This is a genomic window from Agromyces solani (genome assembly GCF_058349925.1).
The window spans coordinates 726,839-750,276 of sequence record NZ_JBYRER010000001.1 but is presented as its reverse complement, the minus strand read 5'-3'; the positions used below and the strand labels follow the sequence as shown (position 1 = coordinate 750,276).

The 23,438-nt window shown below is 73.0% G+C and carries 16 protein-coding genes; 7 read left to right on the top strand and 9 right to left on the bottom strand.

Translation table 11 applies throughout. The annotated features are described in order from the left end of the window. Window positions 1-30 precede the first annotated feature (30 nt). The 4 genes from AC3RJ7_RS03475 to AC3RJ7_RS03460 form a co-directional block, all read right to left on the bottom strand. Window positions 31-1,278 carry an extracellular solute-binding protein gene (locus tag AC3RJ7_RS03475; protein ID WP_491454433.1) on the bottom strand — a complete coding sequence of 416 codons (1,248 nt, stop codon included), beginning with the start codon at window positions 1,276-1,278 and terminating at the stop codon, window positions 31-33. Window positions 1,279-1,348: 70 nt separating this feature from the next. Then, a complete protein-coding gene (locus tag AC3RJ7_RS03470; protein WP_491455221.1) occupies window positions 1,349-2,521 on the bottom strand; it encodes an ROK family transcriptional regulator in 1,173 nt (390 codons plus the stop codon). 171 nt (window positions 2,522-2,692) lie between these two features. Further along, a complete protein-coding gene (locus tag AC3RJ7_RS03465; RefSeq protein WP_491454432.1) occupies window positions 2,693-4,573 on the bottom strand; it encodes a heavy metal translocating P-type ATPase in 1,881 nt (626 codons plus the stop codon). 97 nt (window positions 4,574-4,670) lie between these two features. Beyond that, window positions 4,671-5,888, bottom strand: a complete 1,218-nt coding sequence (locus AC3RJ7_RS03460) for an NADP-dependent isocitrate dehydrogenase (RefSeq protein ID WP_491454431.1) — start codon at window positions 5,886-5,888, stop codon at window positions 4,671-4,673. A 201-nt stretch (window positions 5,889-6,089) separates the two neighbouring features. Between AC3RJ7_RS03460 and AC3RJ7_RS03455 the strand changes: the two genes are divergently transcribed. After that, window positions 6,090-6,542 carry a GNAT family N-acetyltransferase gene (locus AC3RJ7_RS03455; protein ID WP_491427020.1) on the top strand — a complete coding sequence of 151 codons (453 nt, stop codon included), beginning with the start codon at window positions 6,090-6,092 and terminating at the stop codon, window positions 6,540-6,542. Window positions 6,543-6,592: 50 nt separating this feature from the next. Further along, window positions 6,593-6,874 (top strand): MGMT family protein, encoded by a 282-nt coding sequence (locus AC3RJ7_RS03450; protein ID WP_491454430.1) that lies wholly within the window; start codon window positions 6,593-6,595, stop codon window positions 6,872-6,874. A 3-nt stretch (window positions 6,875-6,877) separates the two neighbouring features. Here AC3RJ7_RS03450 and AC3RJ7_RS03445 read toward each other — a convergent pair whose 3' ends face one another. Together AC3RJ7_RS03445 and AC3RJ7_RS03440 are read right to left on the bottom strand one after the other, a co-directional pair. Further along, window positions 6,878-8,659: a sensor histidine kinase gene (locus AC3RJ7_RS03445; protein WP_491454429.1), complete on the bottom strand. Its 1,782-nt coding sequence runs from the start codon at window positions 8,657-8,659 to the stop codon at window positions 6,878-6,880. Next, a complete protein-coding gene (locus AC3RJ7_RS03440; protein WP_491427017.1) occupies window positions 8,659-9,324 on the bottom strand; it encodes a LuxR C-terminal-related transcriptional regulator in 666 nt (221 codons plus the stop codon). Before AC3RJ7_RS03440 ends, AC3RJ7_RS03445 begins: the two co-directional genes overlap by 1 nt. Window positions 9,325-9,564: 240 nt before the next feature. Here AC3RJ7_RS03440 and AC3RJ7_RS03435 point away from each other — a divergent pair, with 240 nt between their 5' ends. Then, a complete protein-coding gene (locus AC3RJ7_RS03435) occupies window positions 9,565-10,146 on the top strand; it encodes a hypothetical protein (RefSeq protein ID WP_491454428.1) in 582 nt (193 codons plus the stop codon). Between the two features lie 97 nt (window positions 10,147-10,243). Here AC3RJ7_RS03435 and AC3RJ7_RS03430 read toward each other — a convergent pair whose 3' ends face one another. Together AC3RJ7_RS03430 and AC3RJ7_RS03425 are read right to left on the bottom strand one after the other, a co-directional pair. After that, a complete protein-coding gene (locus AC3RJ7_RS03430; protein ID WP_491454427.1) occupies window positions 10,244-12,049 on the bottom strand; it encodes an ABC transporter ATP-binding protein in 1,806 nt (601 codons plus the stop codon). Continuing rightward, complete coding sequence (locus AC3RJ7_RS03425; protein ID WP_491454426.1) at window positions 12,046-13,923, bottom strand: ABC transporter ATP-binding protein; 1,878 nt, start codon at window positions 13,921-13,923, stop codon at window positions 12,046-12,048. The genes AC3RJ7_RS03430 and AC3RJ7_RS03425 overlap by 4 nt, the downstream gene beginning before the upstream one ends. A 528-nt stretch (window positions 13,924-14,451) precedes the next feature. On the opposite strand from AC3RJ7_RS03425, the gene AC3RJ7_RS03420 reads away from it, so the two are divergent. Genes AC3RJ7_RS03420 through AC3RJ7_RS03405 form a run of 4 tightly spaced genes read left to right on the top strand, consistent with a single transcriptional unit; the run spans window position 14,452 to window position 22,087 of the window. Continuing rightward, complete coding sequence (locus tag AC3RJ7_RS03420) at window positions 14,452-17,472, top strand: FtsX-like permease family protein (protein WP_491454425.1); 3,021 nt, start codon at window positions 14,452-14,454, stop codon at window positions 17,470-17,472. Continuing rightward, complete coding sequence (locus tag AC3RJ7_RS03415; protein ID WP_491454424.1) at window positions 17,469-20,279, top strand: ABC transporter permease; 2,811 nt, start codon at window positions 17,469-17,471, stop codon at window positions 20,277-20,279. The genes AC3RJ7_RS03420 and AC3RJ7_RS03415 overlap by 4 nt, the downstream gene beginning before the upstream one ends. Window positions 20,280-20,282: 3 nt before the next feature. Further along, a complete protein-coding gene (locus tag AC3RJ7_RS03410) occupies window positions 20,283-21,395 on the top strand; it encodes an ABC transporter ATP-binding protein (RefSeq protein ID WP_491454423.1) in 1,113 nt (370 codons plus the stop codon). Beyond that, window positions 21,392-22,087, top strand: coding sequence for an ABC transporter ATP-binding protein (locus AC3RJ7_RS03405; protein WP_491454422.1), 696 nt, complete (start codon window positions 21,392-21,394; stop codon window positions 22,085-22,087). Before AC3RJ7_RS03410 ends, AC3RJ7_RS03405 begins: the two co-directional genes overlap by 4 nt. A gap of 45 nt (window positions 22,088-22,132) precedes the next feature. Here the strand turns inward: AC3RJ7_RS03405 and ddaH are convergent, their stop codons facing one another. Then, complete coding sequence (gene ddaH / locus AC3RJ7_RS03400; protein ID WP_491454421.1) at window positions 22,133-23,401, bottom strand: dimethylargininase; 1,269 nt, start codon at window positions 23,399-23,401, stop codon at window positions 22,133-22,135. Between the last annotated feature and the right edge of the window lie 37 nt (window positions 23,402-23,438).

Sequence of the window (23,438 nt, the reverse complement as noted above, 5' to 3'; positions counted from 1 at the left end):
TGGGACTCCGCCCCCGCGGGGCTCAACAGGCTAGCTGTTGAGGATCTCCTCGATCTGCGCGTCGAGGTCGGCCGCGATGGCCGCGACGTCACCGCCCTGGGCGATCTTCACGAGCGCCTCGGGGATGATCTGCGCGGCCTCGACCTCGGCCCACTTCGGGGTGGTCGGGGTGACCTTCGAGTTCTCGAGCGCGGTGGCCTGGGCCTTCGCGATCGGGGTGTCGGGCAGCGACGAGGCGGCCGCGGTCAGACCCGGGGTCAGGCCGGCCTCGGCGAGGAGCTGCTGGTAGCCCTCACCCGTCATGATGTCGAGCGCGGCGCGAGCCTGCTCGGGGTTGGCGCTCTTCGTCGCGACGGCGACGTTCGAGCCGCCGGCGAAGATCGGCGCGGTCTCGCCGGCCTCGAGGCCGGGCAGCGGGAAGGCCTGCAGGTCCGAACCGTACGTGTCCTCGCAGCCGGGAGCCTCGGCGTCGGCCGGCGCGGTGATCGACCACTGCACCCAGGCCGGAGCCGAGAGGAAGACGATCTCGCCGGCGCAGAACGGCACCTGCGGGTCGGTCTCGTCGCCGTCCTTCGGCGCGTTCGAGGCCTTCTCGTAGACCTGCTGCAGCTGCGTCAGGCCCTCGATGCCGCCCTCGCTCGAGAAGCCGGCCTTCCAGGCGTCGCCCTCCTGCTCGGCGATGAAACCGCCGTGCGACCAGACGTAGGGCAGCGCGTTGTACCAGTCGCGACCCGGAGCCCAGATGCCCGAGACGGTGTCGGTCTTGCGCGCCTCGCCCGTGGCGACGTACTCGTCGAGCGTCGTCGGGATGGCGGTGTCGCCGAGCACCTGCTCGCTGTAGAACACGATGCGGCCGCCCGCGTAGTACGGCGCCGCGTAGAGCTCGTCGTCGTACGTCGCCGAGTCGACGAGGCCCGGCAGGTAGGCGGAGCTGTCGAAGTCCTCGAGCGGCTGGAAGAGACCCTGGTCGGCGAAGCTCGCCGTCTGGGTGTTGCCGACCTCGACCACGTCGGGCGAGTCGTTCGACTGGAGCGCAGCGGCGTAGGTGTCGCTCACGTCGGCCCAGGTCTTCTCCTCGACGTTGAGGGTCCAGCCTTCGTTCTCGGACTCGAAGGTGTCCTTGAGGTAGGCGCGGGCCTCCTTCGGGGTGTCGCTGCCGACGACCCAGACGGTGATCTCGCCGCCGTCGGCGGAACCGTTGTCGCCGCCACCGGTGCTGCAACCGGCGAGGGTCAGGGCAGCCGCGGCACCGAGGGCCACAATGCCGAGTTTCCTCATTTGTCGTTTCCTTTCATGGGGATGGGGTTGGCAGCGGGGGTTCGCTGTCACCCTTGGTGCGTGGAGTCCCTCACGAGACCCCGAGTTGTCCGGAGAGGACCATGACGGCCGCGCCGCGGAGGACGACGTCCTCCGCCTGCTCGGACATCCGGAGCCTCAGATCACGGTTGACGACCGCCATCGTCCGCTGCCGGAGGGTGTCGACGGTCGCGTCGTGGAACGGACCGTCGAGCAGTTCGGCGGGGCCGCTGAGGACGACCTCCGTCAGATTGAGGGCGCCGACCACGGGCGCCAGCACGATGCCGAGCCGCCGGCCGGCCTCGCGCAGGATCTCGTCGCGCGCGGCCTGCACCGTCGCGGGGTCACCGGAGAGGGCGTCGAGCTGCGCGGTCAGGCGCGGCACGGCGAGCCAGGCCTCCAGGCAGCCGTCGCGACCGCACGCGCAGCGCGGGCCGCCGTCGGTGCCGACGACGACATGGCCGATCTCGCCCGCGGCGAATCCGCCGCCGATGACGGGACGGCCGCCGACGATGAGCCCGGCGCCGACGCCGTGGCCGATCTTGACCAGCAGGAGCTCGTCGAGCGCGGTCGCGCCGTGCTCGGCGAGCACCGCGACGTTCGCGTCGTTGGCGACGTGCACGGGCAGGTCGGTGCGGGCGGCGAGCCGCGCCTGCAGCGGCAGGTCGAACCAGCCGAGGTTCGGGGCGGAGCGCACGACTCCGAGCGGGTCGACGACACCGGGCGATCCGACGCCGATGCCGAGCACCGGGGCGGTCGAGAGGCCGAGCAGCCGGTCGACGATCGCCTCGACGAGCCCGACCGCCTGCTCGCCGGTCGCACCCCCGCGCTCGAGCGCGACGCGCTCGATGATGGTGCCGTCGAGTGCGGTGACCACGCCGCGGAACACCTCGTGCTCGGAGAGGTCGAGCCCGAGGATCTGGAAGGCTCCGCGGTCGACGTCGATGATGGTCGCGGGCTTGCCGGGGCGGACGCCCTCGCGCTGGCCGAGCTCGACGACGAGGCCCTCGGCGATGAGCTCGGCGACGAGGTCGGAGACGGTGACGCGGGTCAGCCCGGTCTCACGCGCGACGTCGGCCCGGCTCTGCGCGCCGGCCGTGTAGAGCGTCTGCAGCACGAGCGCGCGATTGTGGCTGCGGGCGTGCTCGGGCAGCACCTTGCTCGTCGGCCGCAGGGCGCGCGAGCGGGTGAAGATCGGGGCACCCACGAAGGGAACGGTGAGCAGGTCGGAAGCACCCGCCGAGGCGGGGTGCGTCGGCTCCGTGGTGACCGGGCCTCGCTGCGCTTCCGTTGCAGTCACGTTTGTTAGTAAACATTACGAACAAACCTCGCGCAAGAGTTCGCTCGGATTTTCTCGGCCCGTTACCGAGCTGTGACCTGCGGCGGCGGCCCTTGCTCAGGCCGTCTGCGCGACCGGCTCGGCGGCCCGCGCACGCGCGTCGGCCGAGGCATCCAACCGCCCGCCGATGGCGCGCAGGGCGGCGAGGATCGTCACGAGATCGACGACCTCCTGCAGGAGCGCCCCCACGGTCGCCGGGATGACGCCGAACGCGGCGACGAGCATGAGCCCGACGCTCACGACGATGCCGATCCAGATGCTCTGCAGGGCGATGCGCACGGTGTCGCGGCCGATCTCCACGGCCTTCGCCGTGCGCGAGATGTCGTCGACGAGGATGACGGCCGACGCCGACTCGCTCGCCGCCGTCGCTCCCTTCGCACCCATCGCGATGCCGACGTCGGCGGCGGCGAGCACGGGCGCGTCGTTGACGCCGTCGCCCACCATGATGACGGGCCGCTCGGCGATCGCCGCGACCTCGCGCACCTTGTCGGCCGGCAGGCACTCGGCGCGCACCTTCGTGATGCCGAGCTCGGCGGCGATGTGATCGGCGGTCGCCTGCGCGTCGCCGGTGAGCATCATGGTGTTGCGCACGCCGAGCTCGCCCAGTCGCTCGAGCGTCGACCGGGCGTTCTCCCGCAGCCGGTCGCTCGCGAGCAGGGCCCCCGCGTAGCGGCCGTCGACCGCGACGTAGACGGCGAGCTCCCCGGGCGCGATCCCGGTGCGCTCCGCCTCGGCGGCGTGCGCCCGCACGAAGGCGAACTTGCCGACGACGACCTCGCGTCCGCCGATCGTCGCGACGACGCCGTTCGTCGCCTCCTCGCGTGCGGCGTCGGCCTCGGCGAGCACGAGCCCCCGCGCGCGGGCCGCGTCGATCATCGACGCCGCGAGCACGTGGGACGAGTACTGCTCGGCCGAGGCGACGAGACCGAGCAGCTCGTCGTCGGCGAAGCCGCCTCGCGGCCGGATCGCGACGAGCGTCGGCTCGCCGTGCGTGAGCGTGCCGGTCTTGTCGAAGACGGCCGACTTCGCCGCGGAGAGCGACTCGAGCACGCCGCCCGCCTTCACGATGACCCCGTTGCGGGCCGCCCGGCTCATGCCGCCGATGAACGCGACCGGTGCGGCGATCAGCAGCGGGCAGGGCGTGGCGAGCACGAGCACCTCGGCGAACCGCACGGGGTCTCCCGACACCCACCACGCGACGCCCGCGAGCGCGAGCGAGAACAGCGTGAACGGTACGGCGTATCGGTCGGCGAGCCGCACGACGGGCGCCTTCGACTCGGCGGCGCCGGCGACGAGCGCGACGATCTGCTGGTACTGGCTGTCGGCGGCGGTCGCCGTCGCGGTGATCTCGACGGCCGACTGCCCGTTCACCGAGCCGCTCAGCACCGCGTCGCCGGCCTGCTTCTCGACCGGCACGCTCTCGCCCGTGATCGACGACTCGTCGAACGCCGCCTCGTGCGAGCGCAGCTCGCCGTCGACCGGCACGATCTCGCTCGGGCGCACGAGCAGCACGTCGCCCGCGACGACGCGGTCGACCGGCACCTCGACGAGCTCGTCGCCCTCGACGCGGTGCGCGAGCTGCGGCGAACGGGTGAGCAGCGCATCGAGCTCGCGCTTCGCCCGGCGGTTGGCGTAGTCCTCGAGCGCCGCTCCCCCGGTGAGCATCAGCACGACGAGCAGCGCCGCCACGTACTCGCCGACGAGGACGGTCGCGACGATGGCGGTCACCGCGAGGATGTCGAGGCCCCAGTGCCCGCGCAGGATGTCGCGCACCATCAGGGCCGCCTGCCATGCGGCGATCGCGAGCGCGTAGCCGCTGAACAGCCACTGCACGGCCTCCCCCGCGCCGGCGAGGGCGAGCCCGAGGCCGACCAGTCCGATCGCGAGCGTGAGGGTCACGACCCAGTACCGACGGGCGAGCTTCATGAGGCGAGCCATGCGTCCATCCTGCCCCGCGCGGCCCGCGGACGCGACGAAGGGGTGGATGCCCCGGGCATCCACCCCTTCACCGGGCGGCCGCGATCGCGGCCCGGCCTCACGCGGCCAGGCGCGCCTTGAGGTTCGCGTCGATCGTGTCGAGGAACTCCTCGGTCGTCTGGTACGCCTGCTCGGGGCCGACGAGGAGCGCGAGGTCCTTCGTCATCGCACCCGACTCGACGGTCTTGATGACGACGTCCTCGAGGGTCGAGGCGAAGTCGATGAGCTCCTGGTTGCCGTCGAGCTTGCCGCGGTGCGCGAGGCCGCGCGTCCAGGCGTAGATCGAGGCGATCGGGTTCGTCGAGGTGGGCTTGCCCTGCTGGTGCTGGCGGTAGTGGCGGGTGACCGTGCCGTGCGCCGCCTCGGCCTCGACGACCTTGCCGTCGGGCGTCGCGAGGACCGAGGTCATGAGGCCGAGCGAGCCGAAGCCCTGCGCGACGGTGTCGGACTGCACGTCGCCGTCGTAGTTCTTGCAGGCCCAGACGTAGCCGCCCTCCCACTTGAGCGAGGAGGCGACCATGTCGTCGATGAGGCGGTGCTCGTAGGTGAGGCCGGCGGCGTCGAACTGCTCCTTGAACTCGGTGTCGAACACCTCCTGGAACAGGTCCTTGAAGCGGCCGTCGTAGGCCTTGAGGATCGTGTTCTTCGTCGAGAGGTACACCGGGTAGTTGCGCGAGAGGCCGTAGTTGAGCGAGGCGCGCGCGAAGTCGCGGATCGACTCGTCGAGGTTGTACATGCCCATCGCGACGCCGGCGCCCGGCGCCTGGAACACCTCGAACGACTGCGGCTCCGAGCCGTCCTTCGGGGTGAAGGTCATCGTGAGGGTGCCCTCGCCCTCGAAGCGGAAGTCGGTGGCGCGGTACTGGTCGCCGAAGGCGTGACGGCCGACGACGATCGGCTTGTTCCAGCCGGGGACGAGCCGCGGGATGTTCGAGATGATGATCGGCTCGCGGAAGATCACGCCGCCGAGGATGTTGCGGATCGTGCCGTTCGGCGAGCGCCACATCTTCTTGAGGCCGAACTCCTCGACGCGCGCCTCGTCGGGGGTGATCGTCGCGCACTTGACGCCGACGCCGTGCCTCTTGATCGCGTTGGCCGCGTCGACCGTGATCTGGTCGTCGGTCTCGTCGCGCTTCTGGATCGAGAGATCGTAGTACTCGAGGTTCACGTCGAGGTACGGGTGGATGAGCTGGTCCTTGATGGCCTGCCAGATGATGCGGGTCATCTCATCGCCGTCGAGCTCGACGACCGTGCCTTCAACCTTGATCTTGGACAAGTTGAGTTCTCCTTGGATCTCTCGGGGAATTGAGGAAGTCTCGTAGGGCGGATACGCCGTCTGCCAGCTTACCGCGTCGCGGAGATATCTCGACATCGAGAGAACTCCGGATGCCTCGCCGGCACCCGGGCGCGACGCTCAGGGTCGAATCGGGGTCATCCCTGCTACCGTGCCCCGGGATCGACGGGTTAGCCTTGGCGCATGGCTGAGCTGAGACTGGAAGAACTGTCCGCCTCGAACATCGTGGCGGCGAACACGTTGTCGCTGAAGCCCGGCCAGGAGCAGTTCATCGCTCCCGTCACCTACTCCGCCGAGGCCTCGGTCGTGAATCCGCAGACGGCGTGGCAGCGCGTGGCGCTCCAGGGCGACAAGGTCGTCGGCTTCATCCACGGCAACTTCGACCCCGACAACGTGCACGAGGAGTTCCGGGCCTGCATCTGGCGCATCAACGTCGACGCCGAGGTGCAGGGCAAGGGCGTCGGCCGCTTCCTCACCCGCGCGCTCGCCGAGGAGGCCAAGCGCCGCGGCTTCGACCGCATCACCGTGCTGTGGGAGCCCGGCGAGCTCGGTCCCGAGAAGTTCTTCCACCGCGTCGGCTTCGTCGACGTCGGCGAGACCCAGTACGGCGACGTCATCGGGGCGATCGAGCTCTGAACGAGGTTCCCGAGGCGTTCGCCGGGCCGGCCGAGGGCTTCGTCGACGCGGTGCTCGCCGTCGTCGGCGACATCCCGCCGGGCTGCGTCGCGACCTACGGCGACATCGCCGCGCTCCTCGGTTCGCGCGGGGCCCGCGCGGTCGGGCAGGTGATGGCCAGGTACGGGGCGGATGTCGCGTGGTGGCGCGTGATCCGCGCCGGCGGCCGTCCGCCGTCGGGCCACGCCGAGCGCGCCCGCGAGCACTACGAGCGCGAGGGAACGCCGCTCATCGCCACGCGCGACGACGACGGCTACCGCATCGACCTCGCCGCAGCCCGCTGGCGGCCCTAGCGTTCAGTTCGCTCCGGCCACCGGGATGCGGATCGTGATCGTCGTGCCCGCGCCGGGCGGGCTGTCGACCGCGAGCTCGCCGCCCACGGCGTCGACCCGGTCGGCGATGCCGAGCATGCCGCTGCCCTCGGGCGAGGCCCCGCCCGCGCCGTTGTCGCGCACGACGAGCTCGAGCACCCCGTCGACGAGGTGCGCACGCACCCAGGCGCGGGTCGCCCGCGAGTGCTTCGCGACGTTCGCGAGCGCCTCGGCGACGGCGAAGTACGCCGTCGACTCGATGACCTCGGGCAGCCGCCCCTCGGCCTGCACGTCGATCTCGACCGGCACGGGGCACCGCCCGGCGAGCTCGGGCACGGCGAGCGCGAGCCCGCCCGACGAGAGCAGCGACGGGTGGATGCCGTGCGCGAGCTCGCGCAGCTCTTTGAGCGCCTGGCCGAGCATCGCGATGTTGCCGTCGAGTTCGACGCCGAGCTGCTCGACGCCGCGGTCGCGCGCCTGGTTCGCCGCGAGCCGCAGTCGCATCGCGAGCGAGACGAGGTGCTGCTGCGCCCCGTCGTGGAGGTCGCGCTCGATGCGGCGACGCGCCTCGTCGCCGGCTTCGACGATGCGCGCCCGCGACTGGCGCACCTGCTCGAGGGTGCGCTCGATCTCGGAGCGCAGGCGGCCGTTGTCGACCGAGAGCCGGAGGGCGCTCGACACGCCGTCGAGCAGTCGCATGTTGTCGGTGAGCACCCGGTCGTGGCGGATGAGCGCGATCGGCATGCCCGTCGGCGATGCCACGGGCAGCAGGCTGTGGTCGCCGTGCCGGTCGGCGGGGTCGTGGACGATGGGCTCGCCCGCGGCATCCGCGTACCGGCCCCGCTCCTCGTCCCACCAGTAGACGCGCACCGAGGCGTCGCGCAGGGTGCGGGCGAGCGACTCCGCCCACAGCCCGCGGTCGGCGCCCTCGCGGGTGATGCGCATGAGGTCGGCGACCCGGGCCCGCATGTTGCGCGTGTGCGAGATGCCCGCGACGTAGCTCACCGGGATCGACGCGATCGCGACGAGCGAGACCGTCGTCAGCACCTGGTCGGCCGCGCTGCGGGTCGCGTAGGTGACGGCCTGCGCCGCGAGGGTCGTCGCCCAGGCGAAGAGGGCGAGCGGCATCAGGAACGCGACCGTGCGGGCGGGCACGCTGCCGCGCACCCAGCGCACGAGCAGCCGCGCCGCGATCACGAGGGCGAGCACCACGCCGACGAGCCGGTAGCCGATGTCGATCGCGCCGTAGACGGCCGGGAGGTCGGCGATGCGATACGGGTTCGGCGCGCACGCGCAGATCTCCGCGGGCGGCTGGGCGAGCAGCACGGCGCCGAGCAGGTACACGAGCGACGCGACGATCGCGATGCCGGCGATGACCCGGCTGAGGCGGTCGACGAGGTCGCCGCGCGGGTACAGCAGCACGAGGATGCCCGTGAGCAGGCCCCACCAGAGGTGCACGCCGAAGACGAGCGGCCACAGCCAGGCGATGTCCTCGATGACGCGGAGGAACGACAGCGGGATCCACAGCACGGGGAAGAGCACCATGAGCCGGGCGGGCGCACGCGACGGCCCGATCGCCCAGGCGACCCCGGCGCACGCGGCGAACACGAGCGGCACGATCGCGTGCAGCGTGGTGTAGCTGACCTCGAGGCGCGCTTCGGCGGGCGTCGCGAGGTAGCCCGTGACCTCCATCGTGAGGCTCAGTGCGACCACGACCGCGATCGTGATGCTGCGTCTGACGATCCGGCCCTTGCGGCCGGGAGCCATCACCTCGCGCCGAGGAGCGTCAGCACCGCGAGCACGCGACGGTGGTGCTCGGGCGACTCCTCGAGGTCGAGCTTCTGCAGGATCGACCGGACATGGGTCTCGACCGTCTTCAGGCCGAGGAAGAGCGTCTGGGCGATGCCGCCGTTCGAGTACCCCTGCGCCATGAGCTCGAGCACCGAGCGCTCGCGCTCGGTGAGGCGCGACAGCGGGTCGTCGGCGCGGGTGCGGTGCACGAGCTGCTCGACCACCTCGGGGTCGACGACCGAGCCGCCCGAGGCGACCGTCTCGACCGCCCGCACGAGCGTCTGCGGCTCGGAGACGCGCTCCTTGAGCAGGTACCCGGTGCCGCTGCCCGCGCCCATGACGCGCAGCGCGTACTCGGGGGTCGCGTACATCGAGAGGAGCAGTACGCCGATGGTCGACCCGCCCGCCCGCAGCTCCTCGAGCGCGAGGATGCCCTCGTCGCGGAAGCTCGGCGGCATGCGGATGTCGAGCACCGCCGCGTCGATGCCGCCCGCGCGCACGACCTCGACGAGCTCGTCGCCCGTGCCCACGGAGGCCACGACCTCGAGCCCGCCGCCCTCGAGCACCTTCGCGATGCCCTCGCGCAGCAGCAGCGCGTCGTCGGCGATGGCCACCCGCAGCGGCCGGGATGCCTCGACCATCGCACCTCTCCTTCAAAACGGCACGGGCGACCGAACCGGTCGCCCCCGCCTGATTCGACGGTACCGCGTCGGGTCGCCGCGCCGCGCCCCCGATTCAGGGGGTACCCGGATCCGGCGCGCCCGGAAGCATGGCAGGCTGCCCGGGCGACGTGCGCGCGTCCGTCGGATCAGGGTGAGCCCTGCCCGGGATTCGTGGCGGCTCCTGATCCGGCGCGCTTCAGCGGCGGCGAGACTGCGGACATGTCCACGATCCAGTTCCCCATGACCCCCGCGATCGCCGTCGACTCCCACCGCGACATCGACCTGCTCGAACGCCGGGGCGTGCCGCTCGACGGCTGCATCCGTACCCGCCGGACGCGTTCGGTCGCGGAGATCACCGGCGCCTACCTCCGCGGCGTGCGCATGTTCGTGATCGGCGGCGCGGAGGAGCTCGCCGACTTCCGCGAACTGCCCGACGTGACGGTGCTCGTCCAGCTCGACTTCGCCGGCTCGTTCCCGCGGACCCGCGACGCCGAGCGCGGGGTGGCACCGCACGCCGCCGCCCGCACGATCGGCGCCTGCCGCGCCGCCGGCATCAGGGTCGCGGGCTTCACGCTCGACCTCTCGCGCGGGCCCGCCGTCGTGCGCGGCCGCCGGATCCGCCGCGCACTCGCCCTCATGCGCCGCCTCGAACGCCGCGAACGACTCGGATTCGAGACACTCGACCTCGACTTCGGCGGCCCGGACGCGGCCTGGTCCGAGGTCGCGGCCACCCGCGGCCTCCGCACCGCCGTTCGCGGCGCCGCCCGTCGCTACCGCGTCGTCGCCCGCCGGGCGGCCTGAGTGCGGCGGGCGACCGGGCGCGCGCACCACGGCGAGGGGGATGCCTCGAGCCCGGCGCGGGCTCGAGGCATCCCCCTCATGAACGCGGTCGCGAGGCTCAGACGAGCGAGTCCCGCCACGCCGCGTGGAGCGCGGCGAACCGGCCCTCACCGCCGATGAGGTCGGCGGGTGCGCCGTCCTCGACGATTCGGCCGTGCTCCATGACGAGCACGCGGTCGGCGATAGCGACCGTCGAGAGGCGGTGCGCGATGATGATCGCGGTGCGGTCGGCGAGCAGCTTGGTGAGGCCCTCCTGCACCAGTCGCTCGCTCGGGATGTCGAGCGAGCTCGTCGCCTCGTCGAGGATGAGCACCGCCGGGTTCGCGAGGAACGCCCGTGCGAACGAGATCAGCTGGCGCTGGCCGGCACTCACCCGTCCGCCGCGCTTGTTCACGTCGGTGTCGTACCCGTTCGGCAGGCCCTCGATGAACTCGTGCGCGCCGACCGCCATGGCCGCACGCACGATCTCGTCGCTCGTCGCGTCGGGCTTGCCGAGCGCGATGTTGTCGGCGACCGAGCCCGAGAACAGGTACGCCTCCTGCGTGACCATGACGATCGCACGGCGCAGGTCCTTCGGGTGGAGCTCGGCGAGCGAGACCCCGTCGAGCGAGACGACCCCGTCGCTCGGGTCGTAGAACCGCGCGATGAGCTTCGCGAGCGTCGACTTGCCGGCGCCGGTCGAGCCGACGAGCGCGATCGTCTGGCCGGCCGGGATGTCGAGGTCGAACCGGGGCAGGATGCTCCGCCCCTCGACGTAGGAGAACTCGACGCCGTCGAACCGGACGCGGCCCTCGGCCTTCCAGAGGTCGACCGGGCGCGCCGGGTCGGGCACGCTCGGCTCCTCCTCGAGGACGCCCGAGATCTTCTCGAGCGCCGACGAGGCCGACTGGTAGCCGTTGTAGAACATCGCCAGGTCTTCCATCGGGTCGAAGAAGCGCTTCGTGTAGAGCACCGCCGCGAGGAGCACGCCGACCTCGAGGCTGCCGTCGATGACGCGGAAGCCGCCGAGCACGATCGTCACCGCGACCGCGGTGTTGCCGATGAGTGCGAGGCCCGGGTTGAACACCACGAAGAGGCCGAGCACCTTCGCGTTGACGTCGCGGTAGTCCTCGACGAGTCCGCCGAACTCCCGCTCGTTGCGGCGTTCCTTCCGGAACGCCTGCACGGCGCGGATGCCCGTCATGGTCTCGACGAACTGCACGATGAGCTTCGCCGACGCCACCCGCGAACGCCGGAACAGCGTCTGCGAGCGCACCTGGAACCACCGCGTGAGCAGGCCCAGCGGGATGAGCGCGACGAGCAGCACGAACCCCGACGGCGCGTCGAGGACGAACAGCATGATCGCGGTGAACACCATGTACATGAGCCCGCGCACGAGCAGCGTGAGGCCCTCGTCCATGAGCTCGCGGATGGCGTCGAGGTCGCTCGTCTGCCGCGAGATGATGCGCCCCGACGTGTACGTCTCGTGGAACTCGAGCGAGAGCTTCTGCGTGTGCAGGAACACGCGCGTGCGCAGGTCGATGAGCACCGCCTGGGCGACGCGCGCCGACAGCCGGATGTACGCCGCGATGAGGAAGGCCCCCACGAGGCCGGTCACGAGGTACGCGAGGCCGGCGAACGCCGCCGGCATCCAGTCCTGCGCCATGAGCGCCGGGATGCCCTGGTCGATGCCGTAGGCGATGATCGCGGGGCCCGCGACCTGCGCCGCCGACGAGACGACGACCGCCGCGGCGGTCAGCCAGAGCTTGCCCGTGAGCGGTCGCAGGAGCGACCCGAGCAGGCGCCGTGAACGGATGCGGATATGACGCGACTCGGCCTTCGAGTACTGGTCGCGCTCTTCACCCTGTACGCCGGTGACGCTCATGATGCGGCCTCCTCTCGTTCGAATTCGGATGCCTCGTCGGCATCGCCCCCGTCGGCCGGCCGGGATGCGGGCGAGGGGTGCGGACGCGATTCGAGGTCCCGCCGCTCCTCGTCCTCGAGGCTCGAGATGACGAAGCGGTAGTGCTCGCTCTCGCGGAGGAGTTCGGAGTGGGTGCCCACCGCCGTCACGCGGCCCGCCTCGAGCAGCGCGACCCGATCGGCGAGCATGACCGTCGACGGGCGGTGCGCGACGATGAGGGCCGTGGTGTCGGCGAGCACCGTGCGGAGCTCGGCCTCGACCCTCGCCTCGGTCGCGACGTCGAGCGCCGACAGCGGGTCGTCGAGCACGAGCACGGCGGGCTTGGCCGCGACCGCGCGCGCGAGCGCGAGCCGCTGGCGCTGGCCGCCCGAGAGGCTCATGCCCTCCTCGCCGACCTTCGTGTCGACGCCCTCGGGCAGGTCGTGGGCGAAGCCGGCCTGGGCGATGCGCAGCGCCTCGTCGAGCACGCGCTCGGCCTCGGCCCGGGTCTCGGGATCGTCGCCCGCGAGCTCGGGCCGGCCGAGGAGCACGTTCTCGCGCACCGAGGCGCTGAACAGCGTCGCGTCCTCGAACGCCATCGCGATGTGCGTGCGCAGCTCCTCGCGCGAGAACGCTCGCACGTCGACGCCGTCGAGCGTCACGGCGCCTGCGGTCACGTCGTAGAGCCGCGTCGTGAGCGCCGTCATCGTCGTCTTGCCGCAACCCGTGAGTCCCACGAGCGCCATCGTCTCGCCGGGCTCGACCACGAGGTCGACGCCGTCGAGCAGGTCGCCGAAGCGCTCGGGCGAGTCCTGGTACCGGAAGTGCACGTCTGCGAAGGCGAGTTCACCGCGCGGCCGTTCGAGGTGCTTCGGGTCGGCCGGGTCGACGATCGTGTTCTCGCTGTCGATGATGTCGAAGAACCGGTCGGTCGCGGTGCGCGCGTCGAGCGCGAACGCGAGCATGAAGCCGATCGACTCGATCGGCCACGCGAGCACCGTCGCGGTCGCGAAGAACGCGACGAGTTCGCCGACCGAGAGCTGGCCGTTCGCGGCGAGCCAGATGCCGATCACGAGGCAGAGCGCGAGGGCCACGGTCGGCACGACCATGATCCACACCCAGATGTTCGCGTCGAGGCGGGCCTTCTCGATCTCGGTCGAGCGCAGCGACTCGGCCTGCGCGCGGAAGCTCGACAGCGCGTACTTGCCGCGGCCGAACGCCTTGAGCACGCGGATGCCGTGCACCGACTCCTCGACGGCCGTCGCGAGGTCGCCCTGCTGGTCCTGGCTGAGGCGCGACTTCTCGGAATAGCGGCCCTCGAACCGCCAGCCGGCCCACCAGAGCGGCAGCATGCAGACGAAGAAGACGAGTCCCAGCATCCAGTTCATCGACATGAGGATGCCGACGCCGACGACGATGATGACGATGTTGGCCCCGGTGAGCACGAGCCCGAAGCTCAGCCAGCGCCGGATGAGGCCGAGGTCGCTCACGGCGCGCGAGAGCAGCTGGCCGCTCGGCCAGCGGTCGTGGAAGCTGACCGGCAGGTCCTGCAGCTTCGCGTAGAGCGCGTTGCGCATGCGAGCCTCGACCTTGGTGCCCGGCCCGACCACGAGCCAGCGGCGCAGGGCGTAGAGCAGCGACTCGGCGGCGCCGAGCCCGAAGACGAGCAGCGCGAGCGGCACGATCGCATCCGCATCGCCGTCGGCGAGCGGGCCGTCGACGATCTGCTCGAGCACCTGCGGGATGCTCAACGCGATGAGCTGCGCGACGAGGGCGGTCGCCATGCTCGCCAGGAAGGCGGGCATCGCGGGCCCGGCGTACTCGCGCAGGCGCCAGAGCGCGCGGACGGTGCCCATTCGGTTCTGGTCAGCGCCGTCGGGTGTGGGCTGTTCGGACAAAGCCGGGTCCTCTCGAGAGGGGTGGCCGCGGGCTCGGTCGACCGAGCCTCGGCGGCGGAGATCTGAAGGTCTGCGACGCACTCGGCGTCGATGCGCGGACGTGCCGCGGGGTTGCGCAGGCGATGCCTGCGGGCGTGTGGAGCGCGCTACCCGGCGTACTCGCCGCCGGGCGTGCGCCCAGCGGCGGCCTCGACGAGCGGGGATCGGGTGCGGGCAGCACCACCGGCCGCGGTGCGGGCGTGGATGTCTGTCTGCATGGTGTCCTCCTGCGTCGTCGTCTTCGAAACCCTCGTGGCCGCGCAGTAGGGCGGCGTCGGCCAGCCTTACAGACTAGGGGCATTTCGCGGTGGCACGCAAGACCACCTGCGGGAGTAGGCTGTGCGGATTCGTCGTCACGCGGGTTCGCGTGCAACCGCTCTCCCGTTCGGTCGCGCGCCCGGCCCTGCACCGCCCGCGTGCTCGGACCCGATTCGATGAGGAGCACGCGTGGGAGCAGCACGGACGGCGTTCGCCCGCGCGAACGCCCGACGCGGCGTGCTGGCCGGCGTCGCCGCCGTGGTGCTGCTCCTCGCGGGACTCGGCACGACCGTCGTCGACGCGCTGACGGGCTCCGCGACGAGCGGGCTTCGAGCCGGCCTCGCCGCGGCCGACGGCGCGAGCGGCGCGATGCGCTGGCAGATCAGGGTCGCGAGCGACGCCGAGGCGCAGGCGAACGAGGCCGCCCACGTGCTCGACCGTCTGATCGTGCCCCACGGCGCCGCCTGGGAGCGCAGCGTGCAGACGACGCCGGTCGCCGCCGACGCCGACGGCACGACGTTCGGGGCGGTGCTGACCGCCGACCCCGGTCTCGCCGAGCGGGCGGAGCTCGTCGCGGGCGAATGGCCCGACGACGCCTCGCCCGACGGCGACGCCGTGCCGACGGCCGTCAACGCCGCGGCCGCCGACGCACTCGGACTCGAGACGGGCTCGGTCGTGGAGCTCGACGGCGGGATCGAGCTCGTCGTGGTCGGCGTGTGGCGCCCCGACGACACCCGCGATCCGCGCTGGTTCGGCGAGCCCGTCGTGTCGACCGGCTCCGTCGCCGACGGCGCCGGGCCGTTCCTCGTCGCCGAGGCGACGACCGCCGACGTTCCGGCCGCGGCGTTCGTCCGGTGGACGGCCACCGTCGACCCGGCGGCGATGACGATCGAGGATGCGTCGGCGCTCCGCGCCGAGATCCCCGACGTCGAGCCGGCCCTCCGCGACCAGCCCGACATGGGAGAGAGCGGGCTCGGTGCCGCCGGCGGCCTCTCCGAGACGCTCACCCGCCTGCTCGCCGGCATCGGCGCCGTGCGGGCCCTCGCCCCCGTGCCCGTGCTGCTGCTGGCCATCACCGGCTTCGCGACGCTCTGGCGCCTCGCCGCCCTCCTCGGCGCCGCCCGGCGTTCGGAGACGCTGCTGCTCCGGGCCCGCGGCGCCTCGGCGACGCGGCTCGCCCGCGACAGCGCGATCGAGGTGCTCGCGGTCGGCGTGCCGGCCGCCGCGGTCGGCGCCCTGGCGGCCGAGACGGCCCTGGCGCTGGTGCGCCCCGACGACGCCCGCGACCCGCTGACGGCACTGCTCATCGCCGCGACGGCCGTCGCCGCCGCGGTCGTCCTCGTGTCCGGCCGCGCGTTCGTCGATGCGACGCGACCCGTGCAGCGAGGCTCCGGCGACGAGGTCGGTCGCGTGCCGCGCACCGCGGTCGCGGGCGGGGTGCTCCTCGTCATCGTGATCGCCGCGCTCTCGCTCTGGCAGTTCACCCTCTACGGTTCACCGCTCGTCACGAGCGCTTCGGGCACCGTCGAGGTCGATCCGCTCGCCGTGCTCGCCCCCGTGCTCGTGCTGTTCGCCCTCGCTCTCGTCGGGCTCGGGCTCGCGCGGCCCATCGGCGCCCTGCTCGAGCGCATCGCCGCCGCCCGTCCGGCCCTCGTACCGGCCCTCCCCATGCGGCAGCTCGCCCGTCGCAGCTCCCTGTTCGCATCGGCCTCGCTCGTCACGATGCTCGCGATCGGCGGCCTCACCCTGGCCGCGGCCTTCGAGGGCGCCTGGCAGGCGGTCGATGCGAAGGCCGCGGCCCTCTCGAACGGCGCCGAGCTGCGCGTCGCCCTGCCGGGGCGCGACATCGTGACCGAACCCGATCCCCTCGCCTTCGACGACACGTTCGCCGCCGTTCCCGGCGTCACCGTCGATGCGCCCGTGTTCCGCGGCGAGGTGCGGCTCGGGTCGGACCCGGCGACGCTCGTGGCGGCACCGGCGGACGGGCTCGGGGAGATCGCCCCGGGAACCGGTCTCTCGAGCGCCGGCGCAGCCCTCGCCGCCTCGGGCGAGGACGCGGGCGTCGCGCTGCCCGACGGCGCCGCGACGCTCCACGTCGAGGTCGGCGTCCGCGCGCCCGGCGGCACGCCCGGCGAGATCGCCGTCACCGCCTGGCTCCTGTCCGCGGGCGGTGCGGCGTCACCGCTGCCCGCCGCCGGGATCGCGATCGCCGACGGCGGCGGCACGGTCTCGCTCGACCTCCCCGATGCCCCGAACCTGCGCCTGCTCGGCCTGCAGGCCGGCCTCGTCGACGCACCGGGTGCTCGCGGCGTGCAGGTCTCGTTCGGCGGCATCGGCATCGACGACGAGACGCCGACCGACGAGCTCGCCGGTCGGTTCGACGCCGTCGAGCTCTCGTCGACGGCGCCGACGGCCCGGGCCTCGCTGCCCGGCGACGACGAGCGGCTTCCCGTCGTCATCGGCTCGGCCCTCGCCGCACAGGTCGACGCCGAGGTCGGCGACCCCCTGGACTTCCGCACGATCGTCGCCGGCGTCGAGGTCGAGGCCGTCGTCGCCGGCATCGTGCCCGCCGTGCCGACGGCGGGCTCGACCTCGCTGCTCGCCGACCTCGGCGCGCTCGAGCGCGTCGCCTTCGACTCGGGCAGCGACGTTCCGCAGTTCGACGAGCGATGGCTCGCGGCATCCGACCCCGATGCGGCCGCCGCCGAGATCGAGCGCGACCAGAGCGTCGCGAACGTCTCGACGACGCGAGGCGACTGGTCGACGGCGCCGCTCATCTCACCGGCCGTCGCGGCGCTGTGGGCCGGCGCCGCCGGCGCCGTCCTCTTCGCCCTCATCGCGCTCGTCGCGCTCACGAGCGCGCTCTCGACGAGCCGGTTCGGCGAGATCGTCGTGCTGCGCGTGCTCGGCGTCGGCCCGCGCGTCCAGGCCCGTGCGCGCTTCGCCGAGCTCGCGGCGACGATCGCCGGGGCCGTCGTCGTCGGCGCGGCCGTCGGCGCCGTCACGGCGTGGTTCACCGCGCGCGAGCTCGCGCGGGCCACGATCGCCGACGCCCCGTCGTCGCTGCACGCCCCGCTCGCGCTCGACTGGTGGCCCTGGCTCATCGGCGTGGTCGGCTTCATGACGGCCGCCGCCCTCGTCGCCGGCCTCGCCGCCCGGGCGGTGCGCCGCACGGCCTCGCGACCCGGACTCCGTGAGGAGGAACGATGAGCGCCCGCCGCCACCACTCGCGCCTGTCGACGACGGGGCTGCTCCGGCGCCAGTTCTTCGCCGCGCCCGTCGCCTCGATCATGCTGGCCCTGCTCGTCGCCGGCGGCGCGTTCCTCGCGACGGCGGTGCCGCGCGCCGTCGCCGCCCAGCACACCGCGGCGCTCGACGAGCATCTCGCCCAGTTCCCGGCGCGCGAGCTCGACGTGTCGTCGCCGAACCGGTCCACCCTCCCGATGCTCGGGCCGTCGACCGGCGGCACGACGCTGCCCGACGACATCGACGCGATGTGGGGCGCCCAGGAGGAGGCACTGCTCGACATCCGCGAGCAGATGCCCGACGAACTGCACCGGGTGACCGACGGCCCGCTCGCGACCGTGGTCGCCGGGCCGAACTCCGCGCTGCCCGAGGGCGCCGCGCCGGGCTCGACCGACTACGTGCTGTACGCGGCGTTCGATCCGCGCCTCGCCGAGCACATCGAACTCACGAGCGGCGAATGGCCGACCGCGCTCGAACCCGCCCCCGAGTCGCCGCCCGACCCCGACCAGCCCGAGGGCATCATCGTGCCGACCTCGGTCGTGACCGACGAGCCGCTCGAGTTCGTCGGCTCGGAGGCGTTCGCCGAGAAGATGGACTGGGACCTCGGTGAGGTGCGCACGATCGCGGTCGGCACCGAGGAGCAACCCGTCGAGCTCGTCGGCACCTTCGACGCGATCGATCCCGACGACGGCTTCTGGACCCACGTGCCGGTGCCGCTCGAGCCGTCGGTCGGCTTCACGCCCGACGGCACGCTGCGCATCACCGGCCTGGGCCTGACCCACCCGAACTCCTGGAAGGCGCTCGAACGCGCCCAGCTGCCGTCGACGCTCGAGCTCTGGTACCCCGTCGACACCGACCGCATCCGGGCCGACCGCTCGGCGGAGCTGCGCACCGACCTCGACGAGTTCATGAGCATCGCCTACCCCGTCGGATCGGGCGAGTTCAGCTACTACTTCGCGACGATCGGCGTCGCCGGGTTCTCGAGCGGCCTCGGCGACGCGCTGGCCGATGCGGCGATCGCCGCCGGCGCGAGCGACGCCGTGCTCGCGACCGTGGCCTCGGGACCGATCGGGGTCATGGTCGCGGTGCTCGTGCTCGGCGCCCGGGTGGTGTTCGAACGGCGCCGCACGGGCCTCGAGCTCGCCGCCGCTCGCGGCGCCTCGAACGGGCAGCTCCAGGGCGCCCTCGCGATCGAGGGCGTGTTGATCGGGCTGCCGGCGGCGATCGTCGGCGCCGTCGCCGGCACGATCGCCGTCCCCGCGGAGGGCGGCACGTTCGGATGGCTCATCGCCGCGCTCTTCGCCGTCACCCCCGCCGTGCTGCTCATCGCGTCGGCGCCCTCGCTCAGCCCGCTGCGGCGCGCGCGAGCAGATTTCGCGCCGAGCGGCGGCGGCCGGTTCCGGTGGATCCTCGAGGCGCTCGTCGCGCTCGTCGCCGTCGCCGCCGTCGTGCTGCTGCTGCGACGCGGGCTCGCGACGCAGGCGGCCGAGGTCGGGGTCGACCCGTTGCTGGCGGCCGTCCCGCTGCTGCTCGCCCTGCTCGTGTGCCTGATCGTGCTGCGGCTCTACCCGTTCCCGCTCGCGGCCATCGTGCGCAGCGCGGCGAAGGGCCGGGGCCTCGTCGCCTTCCTCGGCTCGGCGCGGGCGCTCCGCGACCCGTCGGCCGGCGTCGTCCCGGTGCTGACCGTCGTCGTGGGCGTCTCGATCGCGATGTTCTCGGCGGTCCTCCTCGGCACCGTGCAGACCGGCGTCGAACGCGCCGCCGACGCGAGGGTCGGCGCCGACGCCGCGATCGTCGGCGGCCCGTTCACGGGCGAGCAGCAGGAGGCGTTCGCCGAGGTCGACGGTGTCGAGGCGACCGCGCCGGTGTACTCGACCTCGTCGATCCAGGTCGACATCGACGGACGGCTCAGGACGACGACGCTCATCGTCGTCGACTCCGGCGAGATGCGCGAGGTCCAGGCCGGCGTGACCGGAGCGACCCCGCTGCCCGACGGCCTGGCCGAGACGGGCGGCGACGCCGTGCCCGTCGTCGTCTCCCAGGTCATCGCGGACTCGATCGAGGGCGCCGAGGAGGTCGAGCTCGACCACCATCCGTGGGAGGTGCTCGGTGTCGTCGACGGCCGAACGGCGTATCTCCCGCGCGCGAGCTGGGTGCTCATGGACAAGGCGAACGCCGAGAGCTATACGAGCACGTTCGTCCCCGAACGCGTGCTCGTGCGCTTCGAGCCCGGCGCCGACGTCGACGCGGTCACCGGCGAGCTCGCCGACATCGCCGGCGACGACTCGATCGTGACGACGCCCGAGATGGTCCGCGCCGAGCTGGGCGCGACGGCCGCGACCCGAGGGCTCGTCGTCTCGCTCGTGGGCGCGATCGTGCTGTCGTCGCTGCTCACGGCGCTCGCGATCGTGCTCACGCTCGTGGTCGGGCGTCCGGCGCGCGAACGGCTGCTGCCGCTCATGACGACGCTCGGCCTGCGCCGCCGCAGCGAGCGCGCGCTCGTCGCCTGGGAGATCGGACCGGTCGTGGTCGCGGCCCTCGTGGCCGGCGCCGCGCTCGGCGCCGCGCTGCCGTTCGTCGTGCTGCAGGGCATCGACCTGAGACCGTTCACGGGCGAGGACCAGCAGCCCGTCGTCGTGTTCGACCCCTGGCTGGTCTCCGCCGTGCTCGTCGGCGCGGTGGTGGTCGCGGGAATCGCCGTGCTGCTGGCCGCCCGGGTCGGCGGCGAGGCGAGCGCGGCGCGCGCGATGCGCAAAGAGGAGGAGGGCTGAATCATGGCCGAGACGACGAATGCCGAGAGCGGGGTCGTCGATCGCACGACCGCGACGACGGCGCACGGCTCCCCTCCGGGCGAACCGCACATCCTGTGCACCGACCTCGTGCGCATCTTCACCGCCGACGGCGTGGAGGTGCAGGCCCTGCAAGGGCTCAACCTCCGCGTGGACGCGGGCGAGATGGTCGCCGTGGTCGGCGCATCGGGCTCCGGCAAGTCGACGTTGCTCACCATCCTCTCCGGACTCGACACCGCCACGGCGGGCGTCGCCAGGGTCGCCGGGCACGACCTGCTCACGATGGGTGCCCGCGAGCGCGTCGCCTACCGCCGCCGGACGGTCGGATTCGTCTGGCAGCAGACCTCGCGCAACCTCCTCCCCTACCTCACGGCGGCCGAGAACGTGGCCCTCGCGATGAACGTCGCGCGCACGCGCCGCGGGGCCGAGCGGGCACGGCGCGTCGACGAGCTGCTCGACCTGCTCGAGGTCGGCGGCGAGCGCGACCGCCGTCCGGGCGAGCTCTCCGGAGGGCAGCAGCAGCGAGTCGCGATCGCCGTCGCCCTCGCGAACGATCCGCTCGTGCTCCTCGCCGACGAACCGACCGGCGAGCTCGACGAGGCCATGTCGTCGGCGGTGCTCGACGCGATGCGGGGCGTCAACGACGAGCTCGGCGTCACGACGCTCATCGTCACCCACGACCCGGCGGTGTCGGGTCACGTCCGTCGCACCGTTCAGATCCGCGACGGCCGCACGTCGACCGAGGTGCTGCGCTCGACCAGGGTCGACGAGCACGGCGAGGAGCAGCACGTCGCGGAGGAGTTCGCGGTACTCGACCGGGTCGGTCGCCTGCAGCTCCCGCACGACTTCATGCAGAGCCTCGAACTGCGCGACCGCGTGCGGCTCGCCCTCGAGAGCGACCACGTCGGCGTCTGGCCCGGCCACGAACCCCGGGCGGATGCCTCGGCGACGGCACCGACCGACGGCCGCGCCGATGCGGCCGACGCCGACGGCGCGGAACCGGCCGACGCCGACGCCGGGCCTCGCCCGGCGCCCCCGCGCCACGGGCGCCATGCCGCCGGAGGGCACGACGCCGAAGCATCCGAGGAGGAACGATGACCACGCTGCGCGCCGATTCGGTCAGCCGCGTCTTCGAGGGCCGCGGCGGTGCCGTGCACGCCGTCGACGGCGTCTCGCTCGAGGTCTCCCCTGGCGAGCTCGTCGTCGTCACCGGGCGTTCGGGCGCCGGCAAGACGACGCTGCTCAACCTGCTGGGCGGGCTCGACCGGCCGACGTCGGGGCGGGTGCTGCTCGGCGACGACGACCTCTCCGCGCTGGGCGAGGAGGCCCTCGCCGCGGTGCGCCGCGATCGGGTCGGCTACGTCTTCCAGTCCTTCGGGCTCGTCCCGGTGCTGTCGGCCGCCGAGAACGTCGAGGTGCCGCTGCGACTCCAGCTCACCGACCCGCGCGAGCGCGCCGTCCGCGTGGCCGAGGCGCTCGAGCTCGTGGGGCTCGGCGCTCACGCCGCGCAGCGGCCCTACGAGCTCTCGGGCGGGCAGCAGCAGCGCGTCGGCATCGCACGCGCGCTCGCGGCGCGTCCGCAGGTGCTCCTCGCCGACGAGCCGACCGGCCAGCTCGACAGCGGCACGGCGGCGACCGTCATGGACCTCATCGGCGATCTCGTCCACGCACGCGGCGTCGCCGCCGTCGTGACCACCCATGATGCGGCGCTCGTGAGCCGTGCCGACCGGGTGATCGAGCTGCACGACGGGCGCGCGCGCGAGCCGCTCGAGGCGTCGCACGCCGGCTGAGCCGCCGAGCGCGCCCGGGCCGCGGTGCCCGGCGCCGCGCGCGCGTCAGCGCACGCGCACCGACAGGCAGGTCACGCAGCCCTCGAGCTTCTCGAACTCGGAGATGTCGACGGTGACCACGCGATAGCCGAGGCCCGCGAGCATCTCCGCGGTGCGCGGGGCCGCCGCCGACATGAGCAGCGACGTCTCGGACACCTCGACGACGGCGACGCCCTCGGGCTCGGGCACCGGCAGGAATCGGTCGAACACCGTCGCGGCGTCGAGCAGCCCGGGATCGCCGATGACCGTGCCGTCGGGCAGCGCGGTCGCGGCGCTCTTCAGGTGGAGCGCCTTCGTCATCGGCACGCCGACGACCCGGTACCCGTGCGGCGCGAGCAGTTCGCGCAACTGCCGGATGCCCTCGCCGTTCGTGCGCGTGGACGCCCCGACGTACACCACGTCGCCGACCTTCAGCACGTCGCCGCCGTCGAGGGTGCCCGGCTCCGCGATGCGCTCGACGGTCAGCCCCGAGATCGAGCGGACCGCCCGCTCGACGCCGTCGACCTCGCCGCGCCGCGACTCCGCCCCGGGGCGGGTCAGGACGGCCAGGTCGCCGAACATGACGACCGCGTCCTCGACGAAGACCGAGTCGGCCATCTCGGGGGCGGCGTCGACCTCGACGGTCTCCCAGCCCTCGGCGACGAGCGCGGCGCAGTAGTTGTCCCATTGCTCGTCGGCGCGGGCCTGGTCGACCGGGCGACGTTCGAGGTGGGTGAGCTCGGCCTCGTCGAGGTTCGAGGCGGGAATGCGCACGAGCGCGAGCCGTCGGGGCGCGCGCTCGGCGCGGTGGTTGAGGATGCCGTGCATCACGCGCGGGGCGAGGAACACCTCGGCGAGCACGACCGCGACGACGAAGATGAGGTTGAGGCTCACGAGCGAGCCGATCACGAACAGGAGCGCGGGGCCGAACGGCGAGCGGGCGGCGGCCACGACCATCACGGTGGTCGCGATGAGCGCGGCGAGGCAGGCCGAGGTCAGCCCGGTGATGAGCGCGAGGAACCAGGCCCGCGTGGCGCCGAGCGCGTTCGCGATCGAGAGGAGCGCCCACGCGAAGAACGCGGCGAGCGCGAAGTGGCCGAACACCTGCGTGAAGACGGCGGGCGACTGCCCGTTGCCGATGAAGAACGCGAGGGTCGAGGCGCACATCGCGACGACGGCGACGACCGCCGCGGAGACGAGGACCGCCGCCACGCGCCGCCCCCGGCTCGCGGCGGGCGTGAACCTCGCCGTCGGTCGTGCGGGCGCGGTCGAAGACGGTGAGGCGGGGGACGTCATGGAGACGAGCCTACTGGCCGGTCGGAGGCCCGGCGGT